The following is a 22,408-nucleotide window of genomic DNA, read 5'->3' as shown; positions in this document are numbered from 1 at the left end:
TTCAAAATGTGCTTAATATCCTGGATTTTGGACTAGATTAGGATTGCTACTGATTTGAGTTTGAGGTATCGGGAAGATATTTCGGTACGGCTCAGAAGCAGCTTTTTCCCACCATGGCTGGTTGAATTTTCCAAAGCGGATTTGATCAGTTCTTCTGGATGCTTCCGCAAACATTTCTCGGCCTCTCTCGTCGTAAAGATCTTCAAGGGTCATTGCTGTAAATGGAGATACTCCCGCACGAGCACGAATTTGGTTTACGATTTCAGTGGCTTCTGCCGTTTTTCCCTGGCGGAATTTGGCTTCGGCACTCACTAACAGAATGTCTCCATACCGAAATAGAGGATAATCATTACTTAAGTTACTGTTAGAACCCGGCGCAAATTCGAACTTGGCGATTCTGGCTCCATCCTGTCTCAAAGCTTTAGGAGTAAGTTCTCTGATGCTGGGGGAAAATGTCAGGGGAGCTCCATCTGGGTCTTCCGGTTCGAAAGAGGCATCATTCAACCTCTCTCCAGACGAGGAGAACTGAGGGCCAACCAAGAAGTTGTCAACTCTAACATCGTTTTCTTCATAGGTATTATAGAATTCTTCGAGGGATGCATACCCGTTCCACGGTTGTTCTTGTAGATCATAGGTCTCTCGGTTCAGACCATGCAAAGTCATCATAGACAGATTGAATCCGGTGGCATTGTTTTCATCGTAAGGGAGAGTCATGATGTTTTCGGAAGATCCGCCATTTCTCGTGGCAAAATTTGCGAAATAGTTAGAGGTAAGTGAGTAAACGCCGCTCTCTATAATTGCGTTTGCCGCCGCCTCTGCGTCCGCCCATCTGGGAGTACCGGTATAGATCTCTGCGTTTAAGTAAAGTTTTGCCAGAATAGCCTGAGCAGAATAGTAATTGATTACAGTTTTTTTGTCCTCTTTGACAAGCATTTCCATATTGTCCTTTACCGAGTTTTCGATAAAATCAAATACTTCTTGCCTTGAGCTGTTGGTGGGGTTTGAGCCAAGATCATCTTCCGTAGAGATGGGCACATTTCCATAGACATCGATCAGCCAAAGATAAACCAGCGCTCTCAATACGGTTAATTCTGCTTTCAATTCGGGAAGATCCGGATACTGTACTATCAGGTTGTTAATTTCTCCAATCGCTGTATAGCAGTAATTCCAGGCACCGCTGACGGAAGGCTCTGATGGATCCCACGTGTGTCTGTGCAGTCTCACCCAAGCATTGCCGTCTTGCCAGTCCGGACCCCGGGTTGGTACGACTACCTCATCTGAAGACACTTCATGAAGCGACCAAATTCCGCCGCTTGCCCCCCAGTTGCCCACTATTCTTGAATAAGCCGAAGCTTTCAGTACAGGGATCAAATTTGGATCGGTGCTGGCATTCACCTGCTCTTGAGTAACGCCATCAAGCACTTCTTGGTCTAGCTCCCAGCAAGCTCCCATGGTGACCAAAATCAGGCCGAGTAGGGAAATATTTTTTATATGTTTAAACATAGCTATGCGAGATTTTATTATTTGAGATTGAGGGATAGGCCCAAAGTGAAAGACCTTGTTTGGAAATAGGTATTCATCCGTTCGATTCCAGGTGAAAGTGCGGTGGTGAAACCATCGCCATTGTTTGCGTCGGTCAATCTGGCTTCTGGATCGATACCGGTGTATCCAGTGATTGTGAATAGATTTTGGGCTGCAAAATACAGCCTAAGGCTGCTTATGTTCTTGGAGTTGGTCTTGAAGTTATGTCCCAATTCCAAATTGTCCAGCTTCACAAATGATGCGTCTTCCACGTAAGAGCTGTTGTAGGTAGGAACGGCGGTTACCAATGGGTCGGTTGGGGTTTTGTCTGTGATCACAGAGTTGTAGGCATTAGATCCACTGTCTGCATTTTCATAGAATCCTCGGTAGGAATTGTAAAGCGTGTGTCCCCATACACCTCTGAAGAAGAAGCTAAACGTCCATTGTTTATAGGCGAAGTTGTTGGCAAAGCCAAATTCACCTTTGGGAAGTCCATTTCCGACTTTTTCCCACTCATTGGGATTTGCAGTGGAGAGGATATAGTCCCCGTCTTCGGTATATCCCTGTAGGATAGGGCCATAGGTATCGCCCAATGTTTGACCGACTCGGTTATAGATAATCGGGTTGCTGTTTTGTCCGGGAGAACCAGGAGTAGCGTAGCGAAGCTCATCGAAACCTAGCTCTCCTGCAGAGAAACTCTCGATGATCGTTTTGTCGTAGATTGTAAAGTTTGCATTTGGAGTCCATTTAACCTGGCCCAGATTAACAGCAGTCAGTCCCACAGAGAATTCAAATCCTGCGGCACGTAAGTCAGCTAGATTGATCCAAGTAGATGCGACGGTATTAAATCTACCCGGATCAAACTGGTTCGGAGTTCCTGGAGACACGGGTACATTGAAGAGTAGATCTGAAATATTTCTGATATAGTAGTCCGCGCTGCCTACGACCTTGTTGTCCCAAAGTCCATAGTCAATACCGAAGTTCAGTTCTTGCTTGCTTTCCCATTTCAAGTCTTTGTTTGGATTCGAGCTTTGCACAATACCTACGAAAACGTCATTGGAAGTAAGTGGGTCTCCATCTAAGTCTACTCTGTTTCCGTTTGTGAACGCACCTACGGCGAGTGTCGGAGATGGAGGTAAGTTGCCCGTCACTCCAAATGATATTCTTGGTTTCAGCTGGCTGAAGATCCCCATATCGAATATCTGATTCAAATCTGAGCCCAAACTAAAAGCCGGGAAAATACCGGTTTGATTGTTAGGTCCAAAGCCTGAGTAGGTTTCAGCTCTCACCGACGCGGAGAAAAAGAAGGTGTTGTTATAGTTGAAATTAGCTCGGCCGAAGACGGAGTTCAGCTGATCTTCGTTCGCATAAGACGACATTTCAGTGTTGTTGCCGACGCGAATAGCTCCACCGCCAAGATTGTCCCATCCGGTGTCAAATAGAAATTGCCTTGATCTGGCATTGAAGCCTTGGTTTTTGGTGGTCTGCAACCCTACTCCACCAAGGAGTGTCATGTTCAGTTTGTTGGAGAAATCTTTCTCATAGCGAAGCGTAGATTCGAAGATTTGTCGAACGCGGTCATTTGTAATACGCTGCGCAGACCCTCCGGCACCCAAGCCGACGGCAATATCTTGTTTAGCCCAGAAATTACCATTCAGCTCATTTCTGGTGTCTTGAGAATATTGAGCAGAAAGCGTAAGTTTATCTAAAATATCATACTCTACCAAGTAAGAAAAAAGCGATGATTTGATCTCGCTGACAAATTTTTGCTGCTTGGTAAGCGCAATTGGATTGAAATAGTCGGTTAGATTGCGTTGGAAATATCCGCCGTATTTTTCAGCATCCTCGGTATCTTCAAATATAGGCGCAGTAGGATTGTAGATGGTGGCATATCTAAACGCGTCATTGTTTACCCGCTCTTGATCTTCTTTAGTAACAGATAGGTTGATGTTGAAACGGAGTTTATTGTCCAAAGCCCCTTGCCGAATGTTCAACCTCGCATTTAGACGGTTGTTTTCCACTCCTTTAATCACCCCATTGTTATCCCGATAGTTGACTGAGGCGAGGTAATTTGTGTTGTTAAATCCTCCAGATACACTTGCGCTGGTAGAAGCGGAGAAAGAGTCGCTGAGCATCTCGTCTCTCCAATCCGTGCGGCTACCGTAATCAGTGCCACCTCTTTCGACAAATTCTTCCGGTGAAAGAACAGGGATAAGATTCGTCGCCTGATTCAGAGTTCCGTAAGTGTTGATAGCGACATTTGTGGTCCCTTCACGATTGTTTTTCTTGTTGGTGGTTATCAAGATTACCCCTGAAGAACCTCTTGCACCGTAAATCGCCGCTGCCGAACCGTCTTTCAATACGTCGATCGATTGTATGTCGTTTGGATCGACATTTTCCATAGATGCACCAATCACTCCGTCTAGAACCACAAGTGGAGATGAGTTTGCACCAAACGTAGAGAGGCCTCTAAGTCTGACGGCGAAACCACCGTTTGGATTACCGCCTGCTCGGGTAATGGAGAGACCAGCTACCTTTCCTTGTAGCAATTGAGCCGGATTTACGATATTTCCTCGGTTGAAATCTTCAGGCTTCACGCCTACTACTGCAGAGGTAATTTCTTTCTTGTCCTGCGAGCCATATCCGATGACGATCGCCTCTTCGAGGCTTTGGATGTCTTCTTCGAGATTGACCGTAATCGTGCTCTGATTGCCAATTTCTACCTCTTGAGTGAGATAGCCGACAAATGAAATCACCAATACCTGGTCGCCGGCTTGGAGAGGTAATGTGAATTTCCCGTCCATGTCAGTGGCCATTCCACGAGTGGTGCCTTTCACCATTACTGTAGCTCCCGGTACTGGCCCTCCGAGGCTCGCATCCATGATCGTTCCCGAGATTGACCGGGTTTGGGCGTCTGTAGCTAGTATTGCACAGATGAACAGTGCAAAAACAAGCAACAGCGACTTGATTTTGGGTAAATTGTTTGTCATAGGGTTTTTGTTTGGTTAGATAAAAAAAGAGTCCTTGTATTTGTGCTCCAAAATGCTGGTAAAATTTTGCTTTTGCAATTTTTAACAGTTGGCCCTTTTCGATACCGAAGAAACGGTCCCTAACAGAATATTATATTTAATATAGATTAGATAACAAAATCAATATTTTTTTGAGAATGATCCAATGGAAGGTCTTTTTCATTGAATGAAATCGAAAAAGTCATTTTTAACCTATCAAACGAAAATTTACGCGTTCGGGAGTAACTCTCGTCAAGTCTCAAGAATGATCTTTAATTTTTTTTTAAAAGCTTTACGATTAACATAAATTTATTAAGAGTAAAAAATGCCGTATATGGATTTGGTTGACTCTTATAAAGACCATTTATTTTGCTAACACAGGAGTCTCTTGGCTCACGATCCTCACCCTCCTAAATCATCTTAAAATTGGTCGTACAACCTTTGGGTGAATTTTTACATCTCTATCTTTATAAAGAAGCAAAACCAACTTTTGTTAGAACACGATGATTAGAAATCTACTCCTTTGCCTGACGTTACTTTTTTTTGGATTTCAGAATTTTTCTTTTGCCCAAGGCATTCGGGGTAAAGTCTCCAGTCAGGACGGCGAGCCCCTGGCTTTTGCCTCCATCTACATACGAAACCTGGAGGATGGCGTGCCAACCAATGAAAATGGCCTATACGAGTTTCGGCTGAAGCCGGGATTTTACGATGTCATTGTTCAGTTTTTGGGATATAAGTCTCAGCTGGAAACCGTGGAAATCAAAGACAGCTGGGTGGATTTGAATTTTACGCTGGAGTCACAAATCTACAATTTGAGTGAGGTCGAGGTGCGGGCTGGGGCAGAGGACCCCGCGCTGACGATCATGCGCAAGGCAATTTCCAAAGCCAAATATCACCGGCTTCAGCTCCAGCAATATTCCACCACCGTGTACTTGAAAGGTACCGGACAGCTGACCGACGCTCCTTTTTTCATGAAGAAAACGCTGGAGGAAGAAGGTCTCAAGCTCAACGAAGCCTACACCTCGGAGTCCGTGTCACGGATCACTTTTACCCTGCCCGACAAGGTCGAAGAGAAGGTGATCTCCATCCGCACCAACGGGGACAATCAGGGAACTTCTCCCGCTCCTTATATCCAGACTTCCTTTTATCAGGATCAGATCAACGAGATCGTTTCGCCCCTTTCCCGCTATGCGTTTCAATATTACCAGTTCAAGTACGAGGGAAGTTTTTTTGATCAGGACGTGATGGTCAGCAAGATCAAAGTGACACCACGCTCCCGGGGTGAGCGGGTTTTTGAAGGCTACATCTACATCATCGAGGGACTTTGGGCAATTCACAGCTTGGATCTGAAGACCTCGCTTTTGGGCTTTCAGATCACCGCCAAGCAGCAATATGCTCCTGTCGCCGACAATGTCTGGATGCCGCTCACGCATTCCTACACCTTTGGAGGGAAAATTTTTGGCTTTGCCGGCGAGTTCAAGTACCTCGCTTCCACACGGGAATATGAGGTGACGCTGAATCCAGATTTGGTGGCGGTTCCGGAGATCATTGACGAAACGGTCCAGGACGTACCGCAGGATTTGCCAAAATTTGACAAGTCGGTATCTGCCCTGGAGCAACTGGCGAGCGAGGAGCCGAAGACCCGGAAGGAATATCGCAAGCTCCTGAATGAATACGAGAAAGAGACGCTGAAGGAAGAACAGGGTGAGGAAAAAGAGACCGTCACTTCGGAGCGGTACTACAGTGTGGATTCTTTGGCCAAAAAGCGCGGATTGAGCTATTGGGATAGCATTCGCCCGGTCCCTCTGACTGTCAAAGAGGTCGAGGGCTATCAGCGTGACGACAGCTTGGCAACTGTGGAGGCCGCCAAGATGAGCGAGGTGGACTCTGTAGCGAAAAAGGCCAGGAAAGGATTTAAGCCTTTGGAAGTGCTGACCGGAGGTTCCTATTCCTTTGGAAAAGGGGTTTCTGTGGGATTCAAGTCCAACCTGACCAAGATTTCCTTCAACACGGTCGAAGGCTGGAAGGTGGGCATGGGCTTTTTCTACAGGAAGTATTCCGAAGTGAAACTCGCCGACAGTGTGAACCGAATCCGGAGGAGCTTCAACATCGAGCCGGAGCTTCGCTATGGGTTCTCGAGTGACCGATTTTATGGAAAGGTAAATTTCCGTTGGTCGCATACCCAGCCGATGTCAGCTCAGACTTGGGGCATCGAGGGAGGTCGATACATCAACCAATTTAACTCTGAAGATCCCATCCAAGAGCAAGTGAATGCGGTTTATTCCCTGTTGGTCCGCAGAAACTATATGAAGCTGTATGAACAGGATTTTGCGCGAGCCTACTGGTCACATCGGGTGAACTATGGTCTGACTTACCGTGTGAACTTTACCTGGGCAGAAAGGAAGGAACTGTTTAACAACTCGAACTATTCCTTTTACAACAAGCCGGAACGAGAATACACCCCCAACCGTCCCGAAAATGTCGAGGCGACTGACATGGCATTCCAAGACAGTCAGATCGCGAAACTCCAGACGTCAGTCGAGTGGCGACCGGGGCTGACGTACACCGTACGTGATGGTAGAAAGACGCCGAACTATTCCCGGTCTCCGCTGATCACATTCACCTACCAAAAAGCTTTACCAGGATTAACGACGGCTGCCAATGCGGCCAAGTTTGATCAGATCGAAGTGGGAGTCAAGCATGACGTGACCTTTGGGGCAAGCGGAAAGCTGGATTTCAATGTCACAGCGGGTACTTTCTTAAACAACGACCAGGTCTATTTTCAGGACTACATGCATTTTGGCGGAAACAGGACGATATTTTCCAACTTCGGCCCCGCAGCCAACTTCCGGTTTATGGATTATTACAAATACAGCACCAGCTCGAGCTATATCTCCGGGATCGCACACTATCAATTTAGGAAGTTTTTGCTGACGCAATTGCCGATGCTACGGTTTTCCGGAGTCAGGGAAAACATCTTTGTCAACTACCTGAAGACCGAAAACTCCCCACATTACACCGAAGTGGGCTATTCTCTGGACAACCTGTTCCGTATCTTCAGACTAGAGCTGGGTGTGGCTTTCGAAAACGGAAAGTACCTGAGAAGCGGGCCGCTGTTCGGCATTGCAACCTTTATCAATGTGAATTTTGAAGACTAAATCAGGATCTAAAGGGGCGGATTTAGTTGGAAGTAGCCGAAGTAAATTCGTAAAGACATTGAGAAGAGGCGCTAATTTCGACCTCTACAATTGATTTCGTACGCTTGCAAACCAAAGTATACTTGTATCAAGAGAGCCCTTGTCAATGGAGCTCAACTGCCTTTGCTTAATAAATACCCGAAGCTGATATTAAAGTTTAAGAGATAGAAATCTACGTTTCCCTGAAAATCACCATAAACGATTGGACCAACACTGCCTCTTAGGCTGAATTTCCCGTTACTTCGTTGCAAACCCCAAGTTGGACCAAAGGCAATGAGTTGCTTTACTTCTGGATCCACATTTCCTCCAATTTTTTTTCCGTCATAAAATGCCTTGAGGGCAAAAAAGTTTCCAGAATTATAATTTGTCGACTTCTCAGCCTCCCTTCTTTTATCGAAATTATAAAAGTGTTTCACTTGAAGGTCAGCGAATGGGGTGAACAGGAATTGAAGCATGTTTTTAGAGGCTGCGTCAAAAGACCGGTAAGAATAATTAATCCCAATGCCTGTATTAAATTCGATTGAATTTTTTCCACCAATAGGAAGCTCTAGGCCAATGCCGGGGTGTAAGATATTTAGAGTTGTTGTTTTCTCAGTTTGGCCGTGGCAAATCGGGATTGCGGAATAAAAAATTATAAGGACAAATAACTTTCTCATGGACTATGGGTTTGAATAAATCAGTCGCTGGCATTTTGTAGCCGGAATATTATTTACAATAGTCTAGTTAAAAGACTTTTTTTTAATAAAACAACTTGTGAATAAAACGAATTTCGAATTGGAACCCAGTCGAGCCAGATTTCAGATTATTCAGCCTTCAAAGGACATGAATGAAAAAAGCCCGGCAAAGCGAATGCTCCGTCGGGCTTTTTATCAAAAATCAGTCTAACTCAGACTTTCATGATGTCGGTTTCTTTTTTGGCGAGCATCTCGTCCAGTTTGCTGGAATATTGATCTGTCAACTTCTGAACCTGATCTTCTGCGCGCTTGACGGCATCCTCAGGGGCACCGTCTTTTTGGAGCTTTCTCAGGGATTCGTTGGTGTCTTTTCGCACGCTGCGGAGAGATATTTTCCCATGCTCACATTCTTGCTTGGCCTGCTTGACCAGGTTGACGCGGCGCTCTTCGGTTAGAGCCGGAATGGTCAGCATGATGATCTCACCGTTGTTTTGGGGAGCCAATCCGAGATCAGAGTTGATGATGGCTTTTTCAATATCGGAGATCAGTTTTCTTTCGAAAGGCTTGATGGCAAGAGTTCTCGCATCAGGAGTCGTGACAGACGAAACCTGCGGGAGCGGTGTCGGAGACCCGTAGTATTGCACCATGATTCCGTCCAATAAATTGGGCATGGCCTTGCCGGCACGGATTTTTACCAATTCTGATGCGGTATGGTCTACCGCTTTTTGCATCAGTTCTTTTGCTTCGTCTAAGAATAACTCAATTTCTTCCATGATTTAATTCAAGGTTAGGCGGTGATCAATGTTCCGATTTCCTCTCCAAGTACGAGTTTGGTCAGGTTGCCGGTTTTGTTCATGTCAAAGACGATGATCGGCAGGTTGTTTTCCTGGCAGAGCGTGAAGGCCGTCATGTCCATCACGTTCAGATTCTTCTCATATACTTCGGTAAAGGAGATGTTGTTATACTTGGTTGCTGTTTTGTCTTTTTCAGGATCTGCGGTATACACCCCGTCCACGCGGGTTCCTTTGAGTACCACATCGGCTTCGATCTCGATGGCTCGCAGCGCGGCCGTGGAGTCGGTAGTGAAGTAAGGGTTGCCGATACCGGCTCCAAAGATCACAATTCGACCTTTTTCCAGGTGACGAATGGCTCTTCTACGGATGAAGGGCTCGCAGACGCTTTCGATCTTGATACCAGACATGAGCCGGGTGAACATGTTGTTTTGCTCCAAAGCACTCTGCAAAGCCATCGCGTTGATCAAGGTCGCGAGCATTCCCATGTAGTCACCCTGGACGCGGTCGATGCCGGATTTCTCGGCCTGCACTCCTCTAAAAATATTTCCTCCTCCAATCACGATCGCGATTTCTACTCCCATATCTTTCACTTTCTTGATTTCGTCAGCATATTGCTGAAGACGTGAAGGGTCGATTCCGTAGTTTTTTTCGCCCATCAAGGCTTCACCACTGAGTTTGAGCAGAATTCGGTTGTATTTCATGTGTTATAGTTGTTTTTCAATGGCCATCCCGATAGCTATCGGGATAATCTCGCATGGCTGACAGTCATCCAATTGAGTGACCTGATCCTTCATGCTTGATTTCATTATTGGATTTTTGATTCTAAAGTTGGGATCGGCAAAGCCCGATTGATATCTGGATTTGTTTGTCAAAATCTGATCGAATGGACCCGGAAAGGCGAAACAATCCGACAAATATAATTTCTTCAACTCACAATGAAAGACCAAAATCCAAAAATGGGGGCGATTGAGTTGCATTCTAAAAGCTAATTAGCTGATTCAATGTTGCTTCGGTTGTTAAAATTGACCTGATTCAAAAACTTACTTTGGCTGATAACTAACGAGATTCGTTGCATTCTATTTTAGTGGATCAAATAGTTTTGGCACAGGCGACGGTGAAAGTGAAATAGCAGCTTGTTCTCGGTTGCTAAAAGAGGATTAAAACCTGATTTTTCTCGACGCTTTGTTTGAGAGAGACTTTTATCTCTTTCACGACTCCGTCTCCCGGGGATTTGATGCTGTTTTCCATCTTCATTGCCTCCAGAATCAGGACGACGTCGCCCTTTTTGACCTCGTCACCCGGCTTTACTTTCAGGTCCAGGATCAGGCCGGGCATAGGCGCCCTGATGTCTTTCAGACTTCCGTTGCCATTGGCGCTCATCCCCATTTTCTCCAGCAAAAGATCAAATCGGTCTTTGAGCGTCAAAGTGGCCGTTTTGTGGCCAATTCGGATGAGAAGAGTTTTTGTGGCGCGGTCGATGGAGAGCAGCTCGGCTTCAATTGACTCTGTTCCGCGAACTAGATGTATTTTTCTGTCTTCTACCCATTTCAAATCCCAGACAATCTCCTGTTGGTTGACTTTGATTGAATCCTCGGTTTTTTCGACTGAATGGGCGGTGTTTTGAAGGATAACTGAAAACATTCCTGCTATTTTGGGTGTGAATATACATCGATGCGAGGAACCGCCTCGTTTAGAATTTTCAAAATATCAAACAAATGCATTCGAATCCAACCAAAATTTCGAATACCTTCTTGGCCATGGGAGGGGCAGTCGCACTACTTTTTGCTGCGTCCTGTAAGTCTGAAAAGCCCGCCGTGACATCTGATCCCGGCCCTTTGGTGCTGGAAGCTCCGGATACTACGTCCCAGGTGGACAGCGCCGCGATTTTGCAGTTGATCCGGGAGAAGGAAACCGAGATCGAAGCCTATCAGCCGAGTTCTACGCGGGATTTTGATTTGCTGCATACCGACTTGGATTTGTCGTTTGATTGGAGCAAACAGACGGTTTTGGGCAAAGCCCGACTGACTCTGAAGCCATTTTTTTACGCCCAAAAAGAGTTGGTACTTGATGCTAAAGACTTCGAAGTGGGAGCCATCTCGCTGGTTGAGGATGAGAAACTTTCGAAACTCGGCTACAGCTACGATGAAAAGCAGCTGACGATTTATCTGCCAGAAATGCTGACTGCAAAAGATACGTTTGAGGTGGAGATCAACTATACCGCTTTTCCCGAGCGGAATGCAGGAAACGGGAGTAAGGCTATCACAGACACTAAAGGGCTTTATTTCATTGACCCTATGGATACGATTCCCGGCAAGCCAACCATGATCTGGACTCAGGGTGAGACGGAGCACAACAGCAAGTGGTTTCCGACGGTTGACAAGCCCAATGAGCGGGCGACTCAGCTTTTCAAACTCACCGTGCCGGATTCGCTGGTGACCGTAGGCAACGGAGAATTGATCAAGCAGGAGTCGCTGGGAAATGGATTTAGAAAAGACTATTGGGAGCTAAACCTTCCTTCTGCTCCGTATCTGGCTGCAATTGCGATCGGAGATTTTGGTAAGGTGGAAGACAAATGGGGAGACGTGCCTCTGGGATATTATGTCGAAAAGGGGTTTGAAAACGGCGCTGCCAAAGTATTTGGAAACACGCCTGAGATGATCGGGTTTTTTGAGGAAAAGCTCCGAGTGAAATATCCCTGGCCAAAGTACGATCAAATCGTGGTGAAGGATTTTGTGTCTGGCGCGATGGAGAATACGACTGCTTCGATCTTCATAGAGGAGCTGAGACTTAACGAGCGCGAGGCCATCGATTCGGAATGGGACTACATCATCGCCCACGAGCTTTTTCACCAGTGGTTTGGGGATATGGTGACGACCGAATCCTGGGCAAATCTCACGCTGAATGAAGCGTTTGCCAACTATAGCGAATACCTGTGGAACGAACACAAGTACGGAAAAGACGAAGCGGCCCTTAAGTTGATCGCGGAGATGGAAGGCTACTTTGCAGAGTCTGAGACCAAGCAGGTGGACCTGATCCGCTTTGACTATGTCGATTCTGAGGACATGTTTGACTCGCATAGCTACAACAAAGGTGGTGTGATACTCCACATGCTCCGGCAGCAGGTGGGAGATGCGGCTTTTTTCCAATCGCTGAATTTGTATCTCACACAACATGCTTTTCAATCCGTGGAGGTGCATGATCTGAGGCTGGCTTTTGAGGAAGTAAGCGGACAGGATCTAAACTGGTTTTTCAACCAGTGGTTCTTGGATAAAAGCCATCCTGAGCTCTACTTCGACGTTGACTATTCCCAGCCTGAGAACATACTCATATCAGCCTACCAAGTGCAGGAACTGGAAAATGCGCCGCTTTTTCAATTGCCGATAGAGGTGAGTTGGTATGAAGAAGGGGCTCGAAAATCGAGGATTTTCCCTATGACAAAGGCTTTTCAACAATTCGCACTGGAGAATGAAGTAGCCGTTTCGCAGGTCTACGTAGACGAAGGCAAAAATCTGCTTGCAAGACGGTCACAGGAGATCAGTTCGGATCAATTTGCGCAGCAATTCAAAGAATCCAAGTTGGGAGTGGCAAGGTACGAGGCGTTGGACAGCCTCGTGTCGCGAGAGGCCACAGAGCAATTGCTGGAGGTTTTGCCATTGGCTATTGCCGATTCCTTTTGGTCGGTGAGGGAAAACGCGCTGGGCTTTTTGCAAAATGACCCGGAGTGGCGGAGTCGTATTTCCGGTTTGGAAGAAAAGATCTATGAACTAGCCGAAAAAGACCCAAGGAGCTCGGTTCGCGCAGGAGCGTTGGATCTCTTGGCGGCCTGGGATCCGGAGAAATACCGGTCTACATTCCTCAGACTGGCAAATGAACCATCCTATCTGGTAGCGGGATCAGCATTGATGGGCTTGGTAAGCGCTACGGAAAACCCAGTGGATTCCACGGTGGTTGAGCGGTTTTCGGGAGATGAGAATTTCAGGATTACTGTCCCAGTGGCTGAATATTACATTCAGCAGAATGTGACAGGAAGAGGGAAGTGGTTTTTAGGGCGATTGAAAGCGCTTTCCGGAGAGGGACTTTATTATTTCATGGGTTATTTCAGTGAGTATTTCTCGAGGCATCCGTCGGAGGGTAAAGAGGAAGCCGTGAGCGAATTATTGTCCTTGATGGAAAAAGAATCGCAAAATTTCATCCGTTTAGGAGCCTTCCAGGCACTCCTCGGATTCGCGGACGATGAGGCCGTTGTTAAGGAACTCGGCCGATTAACGGACGCAGAAAGCGATCCCGAACTCAAAAACTACTACAATTATTTCCTCGAAGCACTCAAGGAAGAAAATTAATTGGTTGATTTTGAAAACATTGAAATATCTGGAGGTAAAAAGTTTTCAAATTTGGGAAGCATCCTTTGATACTTTAATAAAAGGCTATAATTTTGCCATCCGTTAAGGTCACAAGGGGTAAAAACTTTAAGATTTTGACGCAGTTGGGGGAATACCAAAGCGGCCAACTGGGACGGACTGTAAATCCGTTGACTTATGTCTTCACAGGTTCGAATCCTGTTTCCCCCACATAATTGCCTGAATGCAAAATTTTTTTTCTAGTTTTGCAGGGCTTTAAAAAATCCGGTACGCCGGTTACAAGCGGGAGTAGCTCAGTTGGTAGAGCGGCAGCCTTCCAAGCTGCAGGTCGCGGGTTCGAGCCTCGTCTCCCGCTCTGTGCTGACAGAGCACAATGGGTTAAGCCGACGTAGCTCAGGGGTAGAGTACTTCCTTGGTAAGGAAGGGGTCAGGGGTTCAATTCCCCTCGTTGGCTCAATTACAGAGAATTATTATCTAAACATATCTTTAAACTTAAACTGAGGATTTTCACGCATGGCAAAAGCAACCTTCGACCGTTCCAAGCCGCACGTTAACATCGGTACGATTGGACACGTAGACCATGGCAAAACAACCCTGACTGCCGCCATCACTACCGTATTGGCTAAAAAAGGTCTTTCTGAATTGAGAGATTTCTCTTCAATTGATAACGCTCCTGAAGAGAAAGAAAGAGGTATCACAATCAATACTTCTCACGTAGAATATCAGACTGAAAACAGACACTACGCTCACGTAGATTGCCCTGGTCACGCTGATTACGTTAAAAACATGGTAACTGGTGCTGCCCAGATGGACGGTGCTATCCTTGTAGTAGCTGCAACTGACGGACCAATGCCGCAAACCAGAGAGCACATCCTTTTGGCTCGTCAGGTAGGTGTACCTCAGCTTGTAGTATTTATGAACAAAGTGGATATGGTGGACGATCCAGAGCTTCTTGAGCTTGTGGAGATGGAAATCAGAGAGCTACTTTCGTTCTATGATTTTGACGGTGACAATATCCCTGTGATCGCAGGTTCTGCACTTGGTGCATTGAACGGCGAAGATAAGTGGGTAGAAACCATCATGGAATTGATGAATGCGGTTGATACCTTCATTCCAATCCCTCCACGTTTGGTTGACAAAGAATTCCTGATGCCAGTAGAAGACGTATTCTCGATCACAGGTCGCGGTACCGTAGCTACAGGTAGAATCGAAAGAGGTGTCATCAACTCTGGTGAAGCAGTTGATATCATCGGTATGGGTGCTGAAGGTCTTAAGTCTACCGTAACAGGTGTTGAGATGTTCCGTAAGATCCTTGACCGTGGTGAAGCTGGTGACAACGTAGGTCTATTGCTAAGAGGTATTGAAAAATCACAGATCAAACGTGGTATGATTATCTGTAAGCCAGGATCTGTGAAGCCACACTCACACTTCAAAGCTGAAGTTTACGTACTTTCTAAAGAAGAAGGTGGACGTCACACTCCATTCTTCAATAAGTACAGACCACAGTTCTACCTTAGAACTACTGACGTAACTGGAGAAATCAAACTTCCAGAGAACGTTGAAATGGTAATGCCAGGTGATAACGTAACTATCGAAGTTACCTTGTTGTCAGCTGTAGCTTTGGAGAAAGGTTTGAGATTTGCGATCCGTGAAGGCGGTCGTACAGTAGGTGCCGGTCAGGTTACCGAAATCCTCGACTAATTATACTTAGTATATGTAAACGATGCGATCCCAAATTATTTTTGGGATCGCATTTGTTTCTAAAGACTTTATTCCTAATTTTGCGTTCCCATTTGCGGGACGTTAATTCACACGGGCATAGTTCAATGGTAGAATAGCGGTCTCCAAAACCGTTGATGGGAGTTCGAATCTCTCTGCCCGTGCAGCAAGTAAGTAGACTATGAATCTTAAAAACTTTGTCCTGGAGTCTTACGACGAGATGAAAAATAAGGTCACTTGGCCGAAGTTTTCATTCCTCCAAAATAGTGCCGTACTGGTGTTGGTAGCTTCGCTCATCTTCGCACTGTTCATCGGTGTAGTGGATTTGGGATTTGAGAACATCATGACATGGTTTTATGATTTATTCTAATTGACATTACATAATGGCTGAACATAAGTGGTACGTACTCAGAGTAGTAGCGGGACAGGAAAAAAAGACCAAAGTTTATCTGGACAATGAAATCCAGAGAGAGAATATCGGAGAATACATTCCTGAAGTGCTCATCCCCTCTGAGAAGGTATATGAGATGCGCAACGGTAAAAAGCGGGTCAGAGAAAGAAACTTCTTTCCTGGATACGTTTTAGTCAATGCGGATCTTTCCAATGGGGAAGCCAATCACGTAATAACGAGTATCCCGGGTGTTATCGGGTTTCTTGGTTCAAGTCAGGGGGGAGCTTCCAAAACCCCTGAGCCGTTAAGGCAATCTGAAATCAACCGTATCTTAGGTAAGGTTGAGGAGATTGATGAGTTCGCCGAGAAGCAGGACACTCCGTTTATCGTTGGAGAAGCCGTCAAAGTAATGGACGGTCCATTCAGCGGGTTTACCGGGACAATTGAGGAGATATTTGAGGAGAAGAAGAAACTTAATGTTATGGTTAAGATCTTCGGCCGCAATACTCCTGTAGAGTTAAACTTTATACAAGTAGAAAAACAAGACTAAGCAATGGCTAAGGAAATCACTGGTTATGTAAAACTACAGGTGAAAGGTGGCCAGGCTAACCCGTCGCCTCCAGTAGGTCCTGCTCTTGGTTCCAAGGGCTTGAACATCATGGAGTTCTGTAAGCAGTTCAATGCACGTACCCAAGACAAAATGGGCACTGTGCTTCCTGTTCTGATTACAGTATTTTCTGACAAATCTTTTGAATTCGTAGTAAAAACTCCTCCAGCTGCAAACCTGCTGTTGGAAGCTGCGAAAATCAAAAGTGGTTCAGCAGAACCAAACAGAAAGAAAGTGGGAGCTGTTACCTGGGATCAGGTAAGAGTGATCGCTGAGACGAAAATGCCTGACCTTAATGCTTTCAAAGTAGAATCTGCCATGAAAATGGTGGCTGGTACTGCACGAAGCATGGGTATCACTGTATCTGGTAAAGCCCCTTGGGAAGTATAAATAAAAAACAATGGCTAAGTTAACAAAAAAGCAAAAAGAAGCTCTTTCTAAGTACGACGCAAGCCAAATGTACTCCCTGGAGGCAGCTTCTTCACTGGTTAAGGAAATTACCATGACTAAGTTTGACGCTTCTGTAGATGTCGATGTCCGTTTGGGCGTTGATCCTCGTAAAGCTGATCAAATGGTAAGAGGCGTTGTTGCGCTTCCTCATGGTACTGGCAAAGACATCAAAGTATTGGTGCTTTGTACTCCTGACAAAGCAGCGGAAGCTACCGAAGCAGGTGCAGACTTTGTGGGTTTGGACGATTACATTGCCAAGATCGAAGGCGGATGGACTGACGTTGACGTCATTATCACGATGCCTAACGTCATGGCAAAGGTAGGTAGGTTAGGTAGAGTATTGGGCCCTCGTGGCTTGATGCCAAATCCTAAATCGGGAACCGTTACTCTAGATGTGGCGAAAGCAGTAAAAGAAGTAAAAGCTGGTAAAATCGACTTCAAAGTCGATAAATTTGGAATCATCCATGCTGGCATCGGAAAAGTGTCTTTCTCTCCTGAGCAAATTCAGGATAACGTGAAAGAACTGATTATGACTATCTCTAAGCTGAAGCCATCTTCTTCTAAAGGTACATATTTCAAAAGTATTCATTTGTCAAGCACAATGTCTCCGGGTATTGCTGTAGACAAGGGTAGCATTCAAGGTATTTAATCATGACTAGAGACGAAAAGAAAGTTATAATCGACAGTCTGACTGAGAAACTGAAGGAAAACCCTTTCTTCTACATCACTGACGCTTCCGGATTCTCTGTAGCTCAAGTGAACGCATTCAGAAGAACTTGTTACGAAAAAGGTGTTGAGTACAAAGTGTACAAAAATACCCTGATCGCTAAGGCTCTTGAAAATCTGGATGCAGACTATTCCCAATTGGCGAATGGTGCATTGAAAGGGTTCTCTGGAATTATTTTCTCTAAAGAGACTAGTAACCTTCCAGCAAAAGTATTGCTGGATTTCAGAAAGAAACAAGGTAAAAAAGAGACTAGACCAGTATTCAAAGGTGCAGGGATCGATTCAGATGTATTTCTGGGCGAAAACAACCTCGAAGTACTGTCTAACCTCAAGTCTAAGCAAGAATTGCTGGGTGATCTAATCGGATTGCTTCAGTCTCCTGCTAAAAATCTCGTATCTGCATTGCAGTCTGGACAGAACAACCTTACTGGTGTTCTTAAGACTCTTGCTGAGCGAGAAGCAAAGTAATTTTATCAAATCATTCAAAAACAAATTAAATAATTAATACAATGGCAGATCTTACGCAACTTGCAGAACAGTTGGTGAACTTGACTGTAAAAGAAGTAAAAGAATTGACAGATATCCTTAAGGATCAGTATGGTATCGAGCCTGCTGCAGCAGCTGCTGTAATGGTAGCTGGTGGCGGTGCTGGTACTGAAGCTCCTGTTGAAGAGGAAAAAACTGCTTTCGACGTAATCCTTAAAGCTGCTGGTGCTTCTAAGCTTGCAGTAGTGAAATTGGTTAAGGAATTGACCGGTCTTGGATTGAAAGAAGCAAAAGACCTTGTTGACGCAGCTCCTAAAGCTCTGAAAGAAGGTATCGCTAAGGACGAAGCTGAAGCTTTGAAAAAGTCTCTTGAAGAGGCTGGTGCTGAAGTAGAGATCAAGTAATTTGCTGATTTCGGCCCTCTAGGTTCGAATTAGCCCAGAGACCTGACTAATCTAGTCAGGTCTTTTCCTGTTTATGCTCAGGTTAAAAATTGCATTATTTCAAGTGATAATAGTCACTTTCCGGTATTAAATTTCACTATAAACTATACACTACCTTGGCTATCAAGAATCAAACCGAAAGGAAAAGTTTCTCCTCCATTAAGGTGGTCAAAGACTATCCCGATTTTCTCGATATTCAGCTTCAGTCTTTCAAAGACTTTTTCCAGCTGGATACACCTGCAGAGAAGCGCCGGGCAGATGGGTTGTTCAAAGTTTTCGCTGAAAACTTCCCAATCAGTGATTCCAGAGAGAATTTCACCCTGGAATTCATTGACTATGCAGTAGACCCGCCTAAATACAGCGTGGAAGAGTGCATCGACAGAGGACTGACCTATTCTGTTCCCTTAAAAGCAAAATTGAGATTGCTTTGCCACGACGCGGACAATGAGGATTTCGAAACCATCGAGCAAGAGGTATTTCTTGGCAATTTGCCATACATGACCGAGAAAGGGTCTTTTGTGATCAATGGAGCAGAGCGTGTCATTGTATCTCAGTTGCACCGATCTCCGGGGGTGTTCTTTGCCCAAAGCAAGCACACTAACGGAACCAAGCTTTACTCTGCCAGAATCATTCCTTTCAAAGGTTCTTGGATCGAATTTGCGACTGACATCAACAATGTCATGTACGCCTATATCGACCGTAAGAAGAAATTCCCTGTAACCACGCTCTTGAGAGCAATCGGATACGGTTCGGACAAAGACATCTTAGACCTTTTTGGTCTGTCTGAGGAAGTGGCCGCGACCAAGGCTGCTTTGAAGAAGGTCGGAGGACGTAAGCTGGCTGCAAGGGTTTTGAGAACCTGGGTAGAAGATTTCGTTGATGAGGATACCGGAGAGGTAGTTTCCATCGATAGAAACGAGGTATTGCTGGAGCGTGATAGCGTTCTTACAGAAGAAGACATCGAAATGATTTTGGATTCAGGCTCCAAGTCCATCATTCTCCACAGAGAGGATGTGAACGTGGCTGATTTCTCAATCATCTATAATACACTGCAAAAGGATAACTCCAACTCTGAAAAAGAAGCGGTGGAGGTTATTTACCGTCAACTTAGAAACACCGAAGCTCCTGATGAAGCTACCGCTCGTGAAGTAATTCAGAGTTTGTTCTTCTCAGACAAGCGTTACGATCTCGGAGAAGTTGGACGTTATAGAATTAATAAGAAGCTTGGCCTTAACATTGAGCCTGAGAAGATTGTGTTGACCAAAGAGGACATTATTTCCATCGTGAAATACCTCATCGGGTTGATCAACTCCAAGGCCGTAGTTGATGATATTGACCACTTGTCCAACAGAAGGGTTCGTACAGTAGGCGAACAGTTGTACAGCCAGTTCGGTGTTGGTTTGGCTAGAATGGCCAGAACAATCCGCGAAAGAATGAACGTTCGTGACAATGAAGACTTCAAACCAGTCGATTTGATCAATGCCCGTACGCTTTCTTCTGTAATCAACTCGTTCTTTGGTACCAACCAACTTTCTCAGTTCATGGATCAGACTAACCCTCTGGCGGAGCTGACTCACAAGAGAAGACTTTCAGCATTGGGTCCAGGTGGTCTTTCCAGAGAAAGAGCAGGTTTCGAAGTGCGAGATGTTCACTACACGCACTACGGTCGTCTGTGTACCATCGAGACTCCGGAAGGTCCAAACATCGGTTTGATCTCCTCACTTTGCGTACACGCGAAAGTGAACTCCATGGGCTTCCTTGAGACTCCTTATAGAAAGGTGGCAAACGGAAAAGCCGGTATGAAGCCTGAGGAAATTGTATTCCTCACTGCCGAAGAAGAAGACAACCATAACATCGCTCAGGCAAACGCCCGACTCGATGACAACGGTGTCTTGGTCAATGAGAAAGTAAAAGCACGATTTGAAGGAGACTTCCCGGTATTGGATCCGAGCGAAATCACCTACATGGACGTTGCTCCAAACCAGATTGTGTCTGTAGCGGCTTCTTTGATTCCTTTCCTCGAGCACGATGATGCAAACAGAGCCCTGATGGGATCTAACATGCAGCGTCAGGCAGTTCCATTGTTGAAAGCGGAAGCTCCAATCGTGGGTACTGGATTGGAAAAGAAGGCGGCTATTGATTCCAGAGCACTGATCATCGCGGAAGCAAATGGTGTAGTGGAATACGTGGATGCAAAGAAAATCACCGTGAAGTACGATCTGACTTCAGACGAACTACTGGTGAATTTCACCAACGAATACAAATCATACGATCTGATCAAGTTCAGAAGAACTAACCAAGATACTACCATCAACCTTACACCATTGGTGTTGAAGGGCGAGAAAGTATTGAAAGGTCAAGTTCTGGTAGAAGGATATTCCACCAACAATGGTGAACTGGCTTTGGGTAAAAACCTGAAGGTAGCCTATATGCCTTGGCAAGGATACAACTTCGAAGATGCGATCGTAATCTCCGAAAGAGTGGTTCGTGAAGATATCTTCACTTCTATTCACGTGGAAGAGTTCCAACTGGAAGTTCGTGACACCAAGCGCGGTGAAGAAGAACTGACGTCTGAAATTCCAAACGTATCGGAGGAAGCTGTGAAGCATTTGGATGAGGATGGAATTATCCGCATCGGTGCAGAAGTGAAAGAAGGCGACATCATCATCGGTAAGATCACTCCAAAAGGAGAAACTGACCCTACGCCGGAAGAGAAACTCTTGAGAGCCATCTTCGGTGACAAAGCAGGTGACGTGAAGGATGCTTCTTTGAAAGCTTCTCCATCCCTGAACGGTGTGGTAATCGAGACCAAATTGTTCTCAAGACCTAAAAAGGATAAAGACAACAGAGCGAAGTCTAAAGCTGAAGTTGAAAAACTGAAAGGCAAATACTCCAAGGATCTCCTGGGAATCAGAGCCCGAATGATCAACAAGCTCGTGACTATCCTTGACGGTAAAACTTCTTTGGGTGTAAGACACAAGTTTGGTGATGAGATCATCAGCAAAGGCGTGAAATTCAACCTGAAGAATATCGAAAATAACCTCTTCCCTGCTAAGAACCCTTACAGAGATGAGTCTAACTACAATGTGCCAGAGGAGGCTAACTTGATTTCAGACATCATCTTGGATGACTGGACTGAGGATGCCCACACCAATTCACTGATCGTGAAATTGGTGAAGAACTTCGTCAATTCCCGAAACGAGATTTCTGGACTATTCAAGCGTGATAGATTCACACTTGAGGTTGGCGATGAATTGCCTGCTGGTATTGTGAAACTTGCCAAAGTCTATATCGCCAAGAAGCGTAAGCTGAAAGTAGGTGATAAGATGGCAGGTCGTCACGGTAACAAAGGTATCGTGGCCCGAATCGTAAGAGACGAGGACATGCCATTCTTGGAAGATGGAACTCCAATGGACATCGTGTTGAACCCGCTTGGGGTACCTTCGCGAATGAACATCGGACAGATCTTCGAGACTGTGTTGGCTTGGGCTGGACAGAAAACAGGTAAGAAATTCGCTACGCCAATCTTTGATGGAGCGACTCTTGAAGAGGTCGCTACAGAATTGGAGATCGCTGGAGTACCTGCTTATGGCCGTACCTACCTATACGATGGTCTTTCTGGTAACAAGTTCGATCAGCCAGTAACCGTAGGTGTTGCCTACATGCTGAAGCTTGGTCACTTGGTAGATGATAAGATGCACGCACGTTCAATTGGTCCATACTCACTCATTACCCAGCAGCCGTTGGGTGGTAAGGCGCAGTTCGGTGGTCAGCGTTTTGGAGAGATGGAAGTATGGGCACTCGAGGCATTCGGTGCATCTCACGTACTTCAGGAAATCCTGACGGTGAAGTCTGATGACGTAATCGGTAGAGCAAAAGCTTACGAAGCGATTGTGAAGGGTGAAAACCTTCCTAAGCCTAACATCCCTGAATCATTCAATGTATTGGTTCACGAATTGAGAGGTTTGGCTCTTGAAATTACACTGGATTAATTAGGCTCATAGGGCGAGCAATCGCCCTTAACATATCTCAAA

At 45.5% G+C, this 22,408-nt stretch carries 16 protein-coding genes and 4 tRNA genes; 14 read left to right on the top strand and 6 right to left on the bottom strand.

Annotation, left to right across the window (positions count from 1 at the left end; translation table 11 throughout):
- Positions 1-12 precede the first annotated feature (12 nt).
- Both G459_RS0102825 and G459_RS0102820 read right to left on the bottom strand, forming a co-directional pair.
- Complete coding sequence (locus tag G459_RS0102825; protein WP_026966279.1) at positions 13-1,503, bottom strand: RagB/SusD family nutrient uptake outer membrane protein; 1,491 nt, start codon at positions 1,501-1,503, stop codon at positions 13-15.
- 17 nt (positions 1,504-1,520) lie between these two features.
- On the bottom strand, positions 1,521-4,511 hold the full coding sequence (locus G459_RS0102820; protein WP_026966278.1) for a SusC/RagA family TonB-linked outer membrane protein: 2,991 nt from the start codon (positions 4,509-4,511) through the stop codon (positions 1,521-1,523).
- 521 nt (positions 4,512-5,032) lie between these two features.
- Between G459_RS0102820 and G459_RS0102815 the strand changes: the two genes are divergently transcribed.
- Positions 5,033-7,687, top strand: coding sequence for a DUF5686 and carboxypeptidase regulatory-like domain-containing protein (locus G459_RS0102815; protein WP_026966277.1), 2,655 nt, complete (start codon positions 5,033-5,035; stop codon positions 7,685-7,687).
- 152 nt (positions 7,688-7,839) lie between these two features.
- On the opposite strand, the gene G459_RS26670 is transcribed toward G459_RS0102815, so the two are convergent.
- The 4 genes from G459_RS26670 to G459_RS0102785 all read right to left on the bottom strand — a co-directional run bounded on the left by G459_RS26670 (position 7,840) and on the right by G459_RS0102785 (position 10,835).
- Positions 7,840-8,382: a hypothetical protein gene (locus G459_RS26670; protein WP_051315047.1), complete on the bottom strand. Its 543-nt coding sequence runs from the start codon at positions 8,380-8,382 to the stop codon at positions 7,840-7,842.
- Between the two features lie 230 nt (positions 8,383-8,612).
- Positions 8,613-9,173 (bottom strand): ribosome recycling factor, encoded by a 561-nt coding sequence (gene frr, locus G459_RS0102800; protein ID WP_026966276.1) that lies wholly within the window; start codon positions 9,171-9,173, stop codon positions 8,613-8,615.
- A 14-nt stretch (positions 9,174-9,187) separates the two neighbouring features.
- A complete protein-coding gene (gene pyrH / locus G459_RS0102795; protein WP_026966275.1) occupies positions 9,188-9,895 on the bottom strand; it encodes a UMP kinase in 708 nt (235 codons plus the stop codon).
- Between the two features lie 445 nt (positions 9,896-10,340).
- Positions 10,341-10,835, bottom strand: a complete 495-nt coding sequence (locus tag G459_RS0102785) for an acyl-CoA carboxylase biotin carboxyl carrier protein subunit (RefSeq protein WP_026966273.1) — start codon at positions 10,833-10,835, stop codon at positions 10,341-10,343.
- A 74-nt stretch (positions 10,836-10,909) separates the two neighbouring features.
- Here G459_RS0102785 and G459_RS0102780 point away from each other — a divergent pair, with 74 nt between their 5' ends.
- From G459_RS0102780 to rpoB, 13 genes are all read left to right on the top strand, one after another.
- On the top strand, positions 10,910-13,534 hold the full coding sequence (locus G459_RS0102780) for a M1 family metallopeptidase (RefSeq protein ID WP_084454326.1): 2,625 nt from the start codon (positions 10,910-10,912) through the stop codon (positions 13,532-13,534).
- Between the two features lie 145 nt (positions 13,535-13,679).
- A tRNA-Tyr gene (locus G459_RS0102775) sits at positions 13,680-13,762 on the top strand.
- Between the two features lie 72 nt (positions 13,763-13,834).
- Positions 13,835-13,907 (top strand) — tRNA-Gly (locus tag G459_RS0102770).
- A gap of 27 nt (positions 13,908-13,934) precedes the next feature.
- Positions 13,935-14,006, top strand: a tRNA-Thr gene (locus G459_RS0102765).
- Positions 14,007-14,065: 59 nt separating this feature from the next.
- Entirely contained in the window at positions 14,066-15,253 is a 1,188-nt protein-coding gene (gene tuf / locus G459_RS0102760) for an elongation factor Tu (RefSeq protein ID WP_026966271.1), read from the top strand.
- A gap of 111 nt (positions 15,254-15,364) precedes the next feature.
- Positions 15,365-15,435 (top strand) — tRNA-Trp (locus G459_RS0102755).
- A 17-nt stretch (positions 15,436-15,452) separates the two neighbouring features.
- The gene (gene secE / locus G459_RS0102750) at positions 15,453-15,641 is read left to right on the top strand and encodes a preprotein translocase subunit SecE (protein WP_026966270.1); all 189 of its coding nucleotides are present in this window, start codon (positions 15,453-15,455) and stop codon (positions 15,639-15,641) included.
- A gap of 13 nt (positions 15,642-15,654) precedes the next feature.
- The gene (nusG, locus tag G459_RS0102745; protein WP_026966269.1) at positions 15,655-16,212 is read left to right on the top strand and encodes a transcription termination/antitermination protein NusG; all 558 of its coding nucleotides are present in this window, start codon (positions 15,655-15,657) and stop codon (positions 16,210-16,212) included.
- Positions 16,213-16,215: 3 nt separating this feature from the next.
- Positions 16,216-16,659, top strand: coding sequence for a 50S ribosomal protein L11 (gene rplK / locus G459_RS0102740; RefSeq protein WP_026966268.1), 444 nt, complete (start codon positions 16,216-16,218; stop codon positions 16,657-16,659).
- Between the two features lie 10 nt (positions 16,660-16,669).
- The gene (gene rplA, locus G459_RS0102735; RefSeq protein ID WP_026966267.1) at positions 16,670-17,368 is read left to right on the top strand and encodes a 50S ribosomal protein L1; all 699 of its coding nucleotides are present in this window, start codon (positions 16,670-16,672) and stop codon (positions 17,366-17,368) included.
- A gap of 2 nt (positions 17,369-17,370) precedes the next feature.
- Positions 17,371-17,913: a 50S ribosomal protein L10 gene (gene rplJ, locus G459_RS0102730; RefSeq protein ID WP_026966266.1), complete on the top strand. Its 543-nt coding sequence runs from the start codon at positions 17,371-17,373 to the stop codon at positions 17,911-17,913.
- Positions 17,914-17,954: 41 nt separating this feature from the next.
- Positions 17,955-18,335 carry a 50S ribosomal protein L7/L12 gene (rplL, locus tag G459_RS0102725; protein ID WP_026966265.1) on the top strand — a complete coding sequence of 127 codons (381 nt, stop codon included), beginning with the start codon at positions 17,955-17,957 and terminating at the stop codon, positions 18,333-18,335.
- Between the two features lie 155 nt (positions 18,336-18,490).
- On the top strand, positions 18,491-22,366 hold the full coding sequence (gene rpoB / locus G459_RS0102720; RefSeq protein ID WP_026966264.1) for a DNA-directed RNA polymerase subunit beta: 3,876 nt from the start codon (positions 18,491-18,493) through the stop codon (positions 22,364-22,366).
- Positions 22,367-22,408: the final 42 nt, after the last annotated feature.

The sequence above is a fragment of the Algoriphagus terrigena DSM 22685 genome (assembly GCF_000429445.1).
Taxonomy (GTDB): Bacteria; Bacteroidota; Bacteroidia; order Cytophagales; family Cyclobacteriaceae; genus Algoriphagus; species Algoriphagus terrigena.
The sequence above is the reverse complement of the archived record's forward strand: the minus strand, read 5'-3'. Positions and strand labels throughout refer to the sequence as shown.